We start from the raw sequence: 11037 nt of genomic DNA on the forward strand, positions 1-11037 counted from the left end.
AGACGGTCAAGGTCTCAAAGGGGGCCTTCAGGACAGCCGAGGGTGAGGTGAAGGTGGCGGGATCGCAGGTTGGTCGTGAGTGGGGATCCAGCGTAACTAGTCAGGACCCCCCTGGTTGGCGTAGTCAGGCCTCCTACCAGGGGATTTCCGGCACATAAATGTCTATCCGCAGCGAACACCTGCCTGTTACGACCGTTTTCAAGCTCCAGGTGGCCGATTCTGCTGGCCTGGACCAATGTTGCAGATGCTGACCTGCGCATACGCAGCTCGCCGGGTACCTGACTAGTGGCAAGTCGTGTTCTAACCCGAATCGCCACTCACGACCATCGCGGCCCAGCGCGGTCCGCCTCGGTGCGACGCTCAGTGCTCGCATGACCACGTGGCGCGCCGGTACGGTCGATTACCCCGGCCGGACGGCCGCCGCGCACTGCAAACAGCCGCGGGATTGCGGAATTCGGACGCATCCAGGGCCTCCGCTGTCGGCTACGTTCGTCGGTCATGGTCGTTCCTGCGGCACGTCGCCGAAGATTCCTGATCCTGGTTCCCGTGGCACTGTTCGCCTCCGGTTGCGCGGCCCCCAAGCCGACGCCGATCTTCGCCGCGGCGAGTTCGAGTGCCTCGACGGAGAATGTGCCGATGGTCGATGCGGCGGCGCCGTCCGGTGCGCCGTTCGTCGCGGCGGACGGGCGGAACCTGAGAGCCTGCGCCGACGGGGAGTGCGAGGTCATCGTGCGGACCGGCGATCAGATTCCCAACGTCGGCGGGGCCGGTCCGCTGTCGGTCGCGGTGCAGGCGGGGAAGGTGGGGCTCTCGCCGGCGTCGGGTGGGATGGGTGCGGCGGTTTCCGGGCCGCCGGGGATGGCTCACCAGATCAACCGGCAGGTGGTCGTCGTCATCGCGGTGCAGGCCGGTGAAGGGATCGTCAAGCTCAGCAAGAAGTAACGGACCGCGCCGGAGACGGTGAAGTTCCCACCGGCGAGTTCGCGGCGGAATCCTTCTGCCCGCGTTCTGTACCTACTAGTATGTACGACATGCAGGCAATGCAGTACGAGATCACCCTCCCCGCCGACTACGACATGGGGATCATCCGCGAGCGCGTTGCCACCCGGGGGCATCTGCTCGACGACTTCGACGGCCTCGGGCTGAAGGTGTACGGGATCCGCGAGCGTGGCGTCGACGGCTCGACGCTCAACCAGTACTCGCCTTTCTACCTTTGGCACGACACGGCCGGGATGAACGCCTTCCTGTTCGGCGGGCCGTTCACCGGCATCGTCGACTCGTTCGGACGACCCTCCGTGCGGCACTGGACCGTGCTGGGATTCGAGGAAGGGCCCGCGTTCGGCACTCCCCCTGCGGCGGCGGGAAAGCACGTCGAGCAGATCCCCGCCGAGGCCGACCCGGTCGCGTTCGTGGGTGAGGCGCTCGACGGTCTTCGCGACCACGTGCGGCGGGACGGCGCGCATTCCGCGGCGCTGGCCGTCGATCCGAGTACCTGGCAGGTGGTGCGCTACAGCCTGTGGCGTGACGAGGCCCCGGAGCAGGACGAGGTCCGGTACCGGATCCTCCACCTGTCCTCGCCGCGGCTGGAGGAGCTGCGGCGAGGACGGCAGTGGTGAGGAATCAGCCGAGCAGGGCGGCGAACAGCGTGCCCGGATCGGCTTCGGGCGGACCGGCGGGCCACTGATCCCGGTACGGGTACCAGAGCCCGTCCTTGCCAAGGCGCACTTCGACGCCGGTGCCGTGGACGGTGCAGTGGTTGCGCTCGACGTCGAGACCTTCGCCGGGTTCGTCCACGACTTCGGCGAAGGCGGCCCTGGCCCGGCCCATCGCCTGCGACGGCGGGTTCCATGCCGTCTCCAGGACGTCGAGACCGGCCCGTCCGCCGTAGCGCCACGCGAGCACCGCGCGATCGTCCGGGCGCAGCCGCTCGCCGGTCTCCGGATGGGTCGCGGCGATCCGGACGGCGTCCTGCTTGCGGGTGAGCTTCGGCTGCTCCGCGAGCAGGGCGCTCGCCGCGTAGCCCGCGTTGCCGATCAGCAGGGCGAAGGTCGCCTCCGGGATGCCGGGCGCCCCCGGCACGGTCGGGCCTCCGGCGGGCACGAACTCGCCAAGGTCCGGCACCGGGCCCGGCTCGTCGGCGTAGGCCCGCTCCGGTGCGGTGTCGTCGTCCCCGGTGCGCACGAACCGCGGTGCGTTGCGCCGTTGCAACTCGTCGAGGAGTTCCCGCTCCCCCTTGCCGCGCATCAGCAACAGCACGAAGGGGTCGGCGTCGAGCAGCCACGAGGCCTGGAACGACAACGCCGCCGCGTGGCGGCACGGCAGTTCCCAGCCGGGGCACTCGCAGTCCGGGTCGAGGTCGCCGATCCCGGGCAGCAGATGCACCCCGGCGTCGTCGGCGGCCTCGACGAGGTCGTGCGGCATGTCCCGGTCGAGCAGTGCGGCGAGATGCCCGGCGCGGGAGGCGACCCGGTCGAGGAAGCTCTCCCATTCGGTGTCGGTCAGTTCCGCGAGCCGGACTTCGGTGCGGTACTGGCCTTCCTGGTCGTCGACCACCGCGGCGATCCGGCCGGGGCTGACCGTGATCGTACCGACCCGGCCCGCCGCGGCGTACTTGCGGCCCTGTTTGAGCTGACGCAGATCCAGTGCGGTGTCCTCCATCGCGTTGATCCACGCGCGGCCCCACCAGGAGCGGGCGAACTGGCCGTGGCCGCCTTGGGGCCCGAAGGCGGGGAAGCCGCGGACGCGATCGTCGGGGGTACTCATCGGCGGCTCCTCAACTCGACCAGATCGGCCAGATCCGCGTCGGACAGTTCGGTCAGTGCGGCCTCGCCGCCGGCGAGCACCGCGTCGGCCAGCGCGCGTTTCTCCCGCAGCATCGCGGCGATCCGGTCCTCGACGGTGCCTTCGGCGATGAGCCGGTGCACCTGCACCGGGCGGGTCTGTCCGATCCGGTAGGCGCGGTCGGTCGCCTGATCCTCCACCGCCGGGTTCCACCAGCGGTCGAAGTGCACGACGTGGTCGGCGCGGGTCAGGTTGAGCCCGGTCCCGGCCGCCTTGAGCGACAGCAGGAACACCGGTGCCTCACCGGCCTGGAAGCGGCGCACGAGGTCCTCGCGTTTCGGCACCGGGGTGCCGCCGTGCAGGAACTGCGTGCCGATCCCGCGCTGCGCGAGATGGCGTTCCAGCAGCCGCGCCATCGCGACATACTGGGTGAACACCAGCACCGCGCCGTCTTCGGCGAGGATCGTGCCCAGGAGCTCGTCGAGCAGTTCGAGCTTGCCGGACCGGCCGTCCAGCACCGCCTCCGACGGCTCCTTGAGGTATTGCGCCGGGTGGTTGCAGATCTGCTTGAGCCCGGTGAGCAGCTTGACGATCCGGCCACGCCGCGCGATGCCCTCGCTGCCGGCGATCTCGGCCATCATTTCCCGCACCGTCGCCTCGTACAGCGCCGCCTGCTCGGCGGTGAGCGTCACCGGCCTGTCGGTCTCGGTCTTCGCGGGTAACTCGGGCGCGATCCCCGGATCGGATTTGCGACGCCGCAACAGGAACGGCCGGACCAGCCGCGACAGCCGTTCCGCGGTCTCGGGGTCCTTTCCGGACTCGACCGGTTTCGCCCACACACGGCGGAAGTCGGCCATCGAACCGAGCAGGCCGGGGGTGGTCCAGTCGAGGATCGCCCACAGCTCCGCGAGGTTGTTCTCCACCGGTGTGCCCGTCAGCGCCACCCGCGCCGACGACGTCAGCGTCCGCAACGCCTTCGCCGTCCCGGAGCGGTGGTTCTTGATGTGCTGGGCCTCGTCGGCGACCAGGAGTCCCCAAGCGACGTTCCCGAGTGGTTCCGGGTCGACCCGCAGGGTGCCGTAGGTCGTGAGCACGAAGCCGTCGTCGAGTCCGTCGAGTGACCGCTCCGTGCCATGGAACCGGCGCACCGGGACTCCGGGGGCGAACCGGGTGATCTCGCGTTCCCAGTTGCCCAGCAGCGACGCCGGGCAGACGACCAGCGTCGGGCCTTCCCCGCGATGCAGATGCAGCGAGATCAGCGTGATCGTCTTGCCGAGACCCATGTCGTCGGCGAGGCAACCGCCGAGCCCGATCGAGGTCATCGCGGTGAGCCACTGCAGGCCGCGCAGCTGGTAATCGCGCAGCGTGGCGGCGAGCCCTGGTGGCGGTGCCTGCGGTTCGGGTGGCGCGAGCAGCCGTTCCCGGAGGGCGGTGAGCCAGCCGTCGGTGAGGACGTCGACACGTTCGCCGTCGATCTCCGCCGTCCCGCTCAGGGCCGCCCCGAGCGCGTCGATCGGCGTCAGCGGTTTCAGGGCACGGTCCCGCGCCTTCGCCGCGAGCGCCGGGTCGACGAGCACCCACTGGTCACGCAGCCGCACGACGGGACGGTGCGCTTCGGCGAGCGCGTCCATCTCGGCCGAGGTGAGCGGTGCGCCACCGAGTGCGAGCTGCCAGTCGAACTCCAGCAGCTTCCCACCGGCGAAGAACGACGGCAGGTTGTCCGGTGGCGCGTCACCGCCACCCACGACGGCCTTCGCACTGAGGTCGCGGGCGAGACCGGCGGGCCAGTGGACGTCGATGCCCGCCGTGGCCAGCAGGGGCGCGGCGGTGGTGAGCAGTTCGGTGATGTCGGTGTCACTCAGCCCGACCTCGTCCGGGACCGCGGCACCGAGCAGCGGTCCGAGTGGCGGCCACAGCTGGGCGGCACGGCGCAGGGCCAGCATGACGTCGATCCGGGCGCGGGGCCCGAACCGGTCGTCACCCGACCACAGCGCGGCGGCGTCGACGAGCACGCCCGGGTCCGCGAGGCTGTGTACCTGGACGACCCCGCTGAACCGGCCGACGGTGAAGTCGTCACCGGGTGCCTCGACACGCAGCGAGACGCGGATGCCGGAATCCAGCCCGGCCGCGACCTCGGCCGCCCAGTCCCGCAACTCCGGGACCCGCTGGGCAGCCGGGGCGGCGAAGGCTTTGACGCCGGTCGCCTGCGCGGCCGCGGGGGTCCTGGGCAGGGTGTCGGCCACGGCGTCGAGGAAGGCGCGCAGCAGCGGATACCTGGCGGGCAGGTTCCCGTCGACCGGGATCGCGCGCGCCTGTGGCGGCATCGCCTCGGAGAGCCGGCGCAGCCACGCGGCGTCGGCGGGTTCCAGCGGTCCCGCGCGCCAGGCGTCCACATCGGACTCCGTGATCCCGGGAAGCAGCCTGCCAGCCTCGGCGAGCTTCAACGCCGCCGCCGTCGCGGTGCTCCAGAAGCGCGCGGAGGGGTCGTCACTCCCGCGTAACCGCAGCAACGCGGGAAGCGCCTCGGCCATCGGGAGCCGGACGCAGGGCACGGTGGTGATCTCGGGAAGAGCGAGGGTCACCTCCCCGGCTCCCGGCGTGTCCCCATGGGCGTTCCAGAAGACGAATCCGCTGGTCCGAGGGGGGTTCTTCGGTTCGAACACGACACTGTCGAAACCGTCGTGAGACGTCACTCAGCCCCAATCTCTCTACGGTGTACAGTTCAGGCTACCACAAACTCTGTACACTGTAGAGAGAACAGGGATGACGTACGCGGACCACACCGGCACGGGCGATCCACGGCGGACCATCGAGCTGCTCTGGGGTGTGCGGGGCAAACCCCGGCGTGGCCCCAAACCGAAGCTCACCGTCGAGGAGATCGTCACCGCCGCTATCGGGCTCGCCGACTCCGAGGGCATCGCCGCGCTGTCGGTGCGCCGGGGAGCGGAACAACTCGGCGTCTCCCCCATGTCCCTCTACACCTACATCCCCAGCCGGGCCGAACTGCTCGACCTGATGATGGACCGGGTACACGGGGAGCTGACCGATCCGCCGCCGAGCGACGAGTGGCGCGTCACCGTGACGATCCTGGCCGAGGACGCCTGGGAGATGTACCACCGGCATCCGTGGCTGCTCCAGCTCACCACCGGACGTCTCCCCCTCGGCCCGCACACCTTCGCCAAACACGAGCGTGAACTGAGCGCCGTCGACGCGATCGGGCTGACCGATCTGGAGATGGACGCCGTCGTGGCGATGGTCAACGGCTTCGTCCAGGGCATGGCGCGCGGCTCGGTCGAATCGGCCGGGCTCGTGCGGCGTTCGGGTATGACCGACGTGGAGTGGTGGAACGCCAGCGCCCCCGTACTCGCCGAGATCCCGGAAGCCGACGCCGGGCTTTTTCCACTGGCGGCACGGATCGGCCAGTCGGCCGGGGAGGCACACGGTGCGGCGAGCGCGCCCTTGCACACCTTCCGGTTCGGGCTGGCGCGGATCCTGGACGGCGTCGAGCAACTGGTGACCGGCGAGGCACCCGGGGCGGACCGGGAACTGCCCTCGTGAGTCATGGGTCGAAGGGCAAAGGTGTCGTGTGCGGACGGGGCGGTGTCTTGCCTTGATGCCGGTGACAGTGTGGATTCCGGCGCGTTGGACGATCCACTGGTCAATCGCCGCGTCGTCGCAGAGATCGGTACACCAGCCACAGCGCCAGCGCGACCGGCGTCAGTACCGCCACGAACAGGATTCCCGCGAACATCCCATAACCGTGCGGATCGGAAGACAGTCCGGTGGCGCTGAACACCACCTCGCCGACGAGCAGCACGATCACCCCGGCGGTGCAGGCGAACGCGCCGAGCACCAGGCGCCGGAGCACTGTCCGCGCGGCGCTATCCGGCTTGCTCATCAGACGCTTCCTCGACGACCGGCGGGCGGGCGAGTTCGGCGAGCTGCCGGACGACGTCGTCGTACCGCGTCTGATCGGCGGCCGCCCTGGCCTGCGCGCGGGCCAGTTCTTCACCGAGCGACGTCACCCGCGCTTCCGCCAGGCTCCGGGCGGTGTGCTCGCGACCCAGCTCGGCACGGACACGGTCCAGCTCTCCCCGCAACCCGGCGGATTCCTGGCGCGCGGCGGCACAGTCCTTTTCGGACACCGTCACGCGGGCCTTCGCCTCGTCGAGCCGGTCCAGCAGCGACTCCAGTTCGGCGACCGCGCGTGCCAGCGCGGTGTCCCGCTCACCCAGATCCGCGGTCAGCCGTGCCTTCTCCGCCCGTACGGCCGCGAAATCCTCGCGCAGCGTCCGGAGATCGGCGACCAGCGCGTCACGGGCCCGCTCTGCCGCCACGGTCGCGGCTTCCGCGGCACCACGGGCTCGTTCGTGGGCGGCGACCTCGGTCCAGGATCGCTGCCGGGTCTCCTCGGCGTCCTTCAAGGCTTGTTCGGCGGCACGTTCCGCCTTGGCCTTGGCCATTTTGTCGTCCCGGGACGCGGCGAGCGCGGTCGCGCGCGCCGCGTCGGCCTTCGCCGCCGCCTGCTGCGCGTCGTCCGCCTCACGTCGTGCGGCAGCCGCCTCGGTCTCGGCTTCGGTGACCCTGCCCAAGGCCGCTTCGGCGGCGTCGTCGAACCGTGCGCGCATCGCGTCCAGCGATTCGACCAGCGACGCCGCCGACGGGGTGAACTCGTCGGCGATCCGGCGGACCTCGAGCAGCGGGTCGGCCACGCTCGCCACGGCGGCGGCCCGCCGGGCACGGGATGCCGCGTCGGCGTGCGTCTTACCGCAATAGGCGGAAGGTCGTCCGCCCTTGCGTTTCCCCTCGGCGTCCACCGCCGGCGGGGGCAGCGGGTTTTCGCAGCCTTCCAGCGCGCACAGCCGGACCTCGTCGGCGTCCGTATCGATCACGGCTGCAGGGTAGCGCTGCCCGTCGGGGTGGAAGCGAGGCAACGCCGGAAAACCGTTGGTCCCGCCGATAGGGTCGATCATGTGCGTGTCTTATTCACCTTCGCCGGTGGCAACGGCCACTTCCGTCCGCTCCTCCCGATCGCCCGCGCGCTCGCCGCCGCGGGCCACACCATCGCCGTCACCGGTGAGCCGCTGATGGTCCCGATCATCGAGGCCGCCGGGCTCACCGCCTTCCCGTCCGGGCCCAACCTGGGCAGCGAGGGAGACCGGCATCCGCTGCTCCCCGTCGACAGGGACCGTGAGGACGCCGTCCTGCGCGACGGTTTCGTCCGCCGCACCGCACCTCGGCGCACCGAGGACGTCCTGGCCCTGTGCGAGACCTGGGCGCCGGACCTCCTGGTCTGTGACGAGGCCGATCACGGCGCGATGATCGCCGCCGAGAAGCTCGATCTCCCCCACGCGACCGTTCTCGTCACCGCCGCCGGCGCGCTCATCCGCCCCGATCTGGTCGACGACGCGCTCAACGAGATCCGCGCCGCCTACGGACTTCCTCCGCAGCGGGACCTGGAGTCGGCCTACCGCCATCTCGTGCTCTCCCCGTTCCCTGAAAGTTTCCGTGATCCCCGGTTCCCGCTGCCGTCGACCACACAGTCCTTCCACACCCCCGTTCCCGGCCGCGGCCGGGTGCCGCACTGGCACGTCGACGGCCGCCCGGCGGTCTACTTCACCCTCGGCACGATCTTCAACACCGAATCCGGTGACCTGTTCTCGCGGGTGCTGGCCGGTCTGCGGGAGGTCGACGCGACGTGTGTGGTGACCGTCGGGAATCTCCTCGACCCGGCGGAGTTCGGCCCGCAGCCGGAGCACATCCATCTCGCGAAGTACCTGCCACAGGACGACGTTCTCCCGTACTGCGACGTCGCTCTCACCCACGGCGGTTCGGGCAGCCTGCTCGGCGCGATCGCGCACGGACTGCCGATGGTGTTGCTGCCGATGGGTGCCGACCAGCCGCATAACGGTGACCGCGTCGCCGATCTCGGACTCGGCAAGGTCCTCGACGTCATCGAGGTGACCCCGGCGGACATCCGTGACGCCGTCACCTCGGTGCTGCGGGAGCCGTCCTACCGGGAGGCGGCCGGGCGGCTGCGGGACGAGGTCACCGCGTATCCGTCACCGGAGAAAACGGTCCCGCTGCTGGAAGGGCTCATGCGGTGACCGACCTCGACGCCGCCGTCACCAGTGCCTTCCGTGAGGAATCCGGTCAGGTGATCGCGACCCTGATCCGGGTCACCGGCGACTGGGACCTGGCCGAGGAATGTCTTCAGGAGGCGTTCGCGCTCGCGCTGCGCACCTGGCCCCGCGACGGGATTCCGGCGAAACCCGGCGCCTGGCTCACCACCGCCGCCAGGAACCGCGCCACCGACCGGATCCGGCGGGAGGCTGTCGGCGCCGAGAAGCTGCGGGAAGCCGCCGAACTGAGCTCCGCCGCGGAACCGGAATGGGACGAGAGCGGCGTCCACGACGACCGGCTCCGGCTGATCTTCACCTGCTGCCACCCCGCCCTGCCGATGGAAGGCCAGGTCGCGCTCGCGCTGCGGACACTCGCGGGGCTCACCACCGCCGAGATCGCCCGCGCGTTCCTGGTCTCCGAGGCGACGATGTCGCAGCGCCTGGTCCGGGTGAAACGGAAGATCCGCACCGCGGGGATCCCGTACCGGGTCCCGCCCGCGGCTCTGCTGCCCGAACGTACGGCCGCCGTGCTGGGGATGCTGTACCTGCTGTTCAACGAGGGCTACTCGGCCAGTGCCGGCACCGATCTGTTGCGGCCCGACCTGTCCGCCGAGGCCATCCGCCTCGCCAGGGTCCTCGCCGAACTCATGCCCGGTGAACCGGAGGTCCTCGGCCTGCTGTCCCTGTTGCTCCTGCACGACGCCCGCCGCGCTACCCGGGTCGACGGCGACGGCACGCTCGTCTCGCTCGAAGCCCAGGATCGCGGCGGCTGGAACGCCGCCGAGATCACCGACGGCACCGAGCTGCTGGAGACCGCCCTCCGCCACGGTGTCCCGGGGCCGTACCAGATCCAGGCCGCCATCGCCGCCTGCCACGCCACCGCGGCGCACGCCTCCGAAACCGACTGGGCCCAGATCGCCGCCCTCTACGGGGAACTGGTGCGCTTCGTGCCTTCACCGGTCGTCGAGCTCAACCGCGCGGTCGCCGTCGCCATGTCCGAAGGCCCCGAGGCCGGACTCGACCTGGTCGACAAGCTCACCGCGGACGGCAGTCTCCCCGGCTACCACCTGCTGCCCGCGACCCGAGCGGACCTGCTCCGCCGTCTCGACCGGTTCGGGGAGGCGGCCGACGCCTACCGCGAGGCGCTCGCGCTCACCGCCACCGACGCCGAGCGCGCCTACCTGTCGGGAAAACTCGCCGAGATCTCCTGAAGGCGGCTGTCTGTCCCCGGCGGCGTCGTTCGTCGGATGGGCGACAAGTCCGAGAAGGAAGGGGTCATCATGGCCACTCTCGTCGTCCCCGGCGCTTCGCTGCACCACACTGTCACCGGCAGCGGTCCCGTCCTGCTGTGCGTTCCGGGCGGTGCGGCCGATTCCGGGATGTTCGCCCAGATCGCGGCTCCGCTCGCGGAGCACTACACGGTGATCACCTACGACCCGCGCGGAATCTCTCGCAGCACACTCGACGATCCCGACGAGGAACAACGCATCGAGGTCCACGCCGACGACGCGCTCCGCCTGCTCGACAGCGTGGGCACCGAACCCGCGCTGATCTTCGCCTCCAGCGGCGGCTGCATGCAGGCCTTCGACCTCGTCGCCCGCCATCCCGGCCGGGTGCGGACGCTCATCGCGCACGAACCACCGCTGACGACGTTGCTGGACGAGCAACCCGACATCGACCCGGCCGAACTTCTGCGTCTCTACCGTGAGCACGGCATCGAGGCGGCGATCGGGAAGTTCATGGCCGACGCGGGTTTCGAGGCGCCGGCCGAGCCCGAAGGCGGATTCCCGCCGGAGATGGCGCAGGCGATGGCGCAAATGCAGACGAACTTTGAATTCTTCATCGTCCATCTGATGAAGGTGATCGGGGAGTTCACGCCGGACTACGAGACCCTGCGGACCTCCGGGACCCGGATCGTCGTCGGTGTCGGCGAGACGTCGGCCGGGCAGCCCGCGCACGAGGCCGCCGTCCTCGCCGCCGGTCTCCTCGGGGTGAAGCCGACCTACTTCCCGGGCGACCATGGCGGTTTCGCTGCCGAGGCCGCCGCTTTCGCTCCGCTGCTTCGTGAGGCTCTCGACGGCTGAGGCCCCCGGGATGTCATGAGGGGTCCCCATAGGACGAAATTTGTCCTATG

General features: G+C 70.4%; 10 protein-coding genes. 6 read left to right on the plus strand and 4 right to left on the minus strand.

Features of this window, described 5'->3' with window-relative positions:
- Positions 1 to 546 precede the first annotated feature (546 nt).
- Positions 547 to 942 (plus strand): hypothetical protein, encoded by a 396-nt coding sequence (locus tag AB0M65_RS37500; protein WP_364039157.1) that lies wholly within the window; start codon positions 547 to 549, stop codon positions 940 to 942.
- A gap of 89 nt (positions 943 to 1031) precedes the next feature.
- Positions 1032 to 1616: a DUF4865 family protein gene (locus tag AB0M65_RS37505; RefSeq protein WP_364039160.1), complete on the plus strand. Its 585-nt coding sequence runs from the start codon at positions 1032 to 1034 to the stop codon at positions 1614 to 1616.
- Between the two features lie 4 nt (positions 1617 to 1620).
- On the opposite strand, the gene AB0M65_RS37510 is transcribed toward AB0M65_RS37505, so the two are convergent.
- Both AB0M65_RS37510 and AB0M65_RS37515 read right to left on the minus strand, forming a co-directional pair.
- The gene (locus AB0M65_RS37510; RefSeq protein ID WP_364039163.1) at positions 1621 to 2763 is read right to left on the minus strand and encodes an SWIM zinc finger family protein; all 1143 of its coding nucleotides are present in this window, start codon (positions 2761 to 2763) and stop codon (positions 1621 to 1623) included.
- A complete protein-coding gene (locus AB0M65_RS37515; RefSeq protein WP_364039166.1) occupies positions 2760 to 5474 on the minus strand; it encodes a DEAD/DEAH box helicase in 2715 nt (904 codons plus the stop codon). Before AB0M65_RS37515 ends, AB0M65_RS37510 begins: the two co-directional genes overlap by 4 nt.
- Positions 5475 to 5544: 70 nt before the next feature.
- Between AB0M65_RS37515 and AB0M65_RS37520 the strand changes: the two genes are divergently transcribed.
- Complete coding sequence (locus AB0M65_RS37520) at positions 5545 to 6339, plus strand: TetR/AcrR family transcriptional regulator (protein ID WP_364039169.1); 795 nt, start codon at positions 5545 to 5547, stop codon at positions 6337 to 6339.
- A 100-nt stretch (positions 6340 to 6439) separates the two neighbouring features.
- On the opposite strand, the gene AB0M65_RS37525 is transcribed toward AB0M65_RS37520, so the two are convergent.
- Both AB0M65_RS37525 and AB0M65_RS37530 read right to left on the minus strand, forming a co-directional pair.
- Positions 6440 to 6679 (minus strand): hypothetical protein, encoded by a 240-nt coding sequence (locus AB0M65_RS37525; protein WP_364039172.1) that lies wholly within the window; start codon positions 6677 to 6679, stop codon positions 6440 to 6442.
- Positions 6663 to 7673 (minus strand): hypothetical protein, encoded by a 1011-nt coding sequence (locus AB0M65_RS37530; RefSeq protein WP_364039175.1) that lies wholly within the window; start codon positions 7671 to 7673, stop codon positions 6663 to 6665. Before AB0M65_RS37530 ends, AB0M65_RS37525 begins: the two co-directional genes overlap by 17 nt.
- Positions 7674 to 7754: 81 nt before the next feature.
- On the opposite strand from AB0M65_RS37530, the gene AB0M65_RS37535 reads away from it, so the two are divergent.
- The 3 genes from AB0M65_RS37535 to AB0M65_RS37545 all read left to right on the plus strand — a co-directional run bounded on the left by AB0M65_RS37535 (position 7755) and on the right by AB0M65_RS37545 (position 10987).
- On the plus strand, positions 7755 to 8888 hold the full coding sequence (locus AB0M65_RS37535) for a glycosyltransferase (protein ID WP_364039178.1): 1134 nt from the start codon (positions 7755 to 7757) through the stop codon (positions 8886 to 8888).
- Entirely contained in the window at positions 8885 to 10114 is a 1230-nt protein-coding gene (locus tag AB0M65_RS37540) for an RNA polymerase sigma factor (protein ID WP_364039181.1), read from the plus strand. The genes AB0M65_RS37535 and AB0M65_RS37540 overlap by 4 nt, the downstream gene beginning before the upstream one ends.
- 69 nt (positions 10115 to 10183) lie before the next feature.
- Positions 10184 to 10987: an alpha/beta hydrolase gene (locus tag AB0M65_RS37545; RefSeq protein ID WP_364039184.1), complete on the plus strand. Its 804-nt coding sequence runs from the start codon at positions 10184 to 10186 to the stop codon at positions 10985 to 10987.
- Positions 10988 to 11037 lie beyond the last annotated feature (50 nt).

The sequence above is a fragment of the Amycolatopsis sp. NPDC051071 genome (assembly GCF_040682875.1).
Classification (GTDB): Bacteria; Actinomycetota; Actinomycetes; order Mycobacteriales; family Pseudonocardiaceae; genus Amycolatopsis.

Excerpts from the sequence above, each read along its gene's own strand:
- AB0M65_RS37520 (WP_364039169.1), top strand. The coding sequence starts at position 5,545 with ATGACGTACGCGGACCACACCGGCACGGGCGATCCACGGCGGACCATC.
- AB0M65_RS37525 (WP_364039172.1), bottom strand. The coding sequence starts at position 6,679 with ATGAGCAAGCCGGATAGCGCCGCGCGGACAGTGCTCCGGCGCCTGGTG.
- AB0M65_RS37505 (WP_364039160.1), top strand. The coding sequence starts at position 1,032 with ATGCAGGCAATGCAGTACGAGATCACCCTCCCCGCCGACTACGACATG.
- AB0M65_RS37510 (WP_364039163.1), bottom strand. The coding sequence starts at position 2,763 with ATGAGTACCCCCGACGATCGCGTCCGCGGCTTCCCCGCCTTCGGGCCC.
- AB0M65_RS37545 (WP_364039184.1), top strand. The coding sequence starts at position 10,184 with ATGGCCACTCTCGTCGTCCCCGGCGCTTCGCTGCACCACACTGTCACC.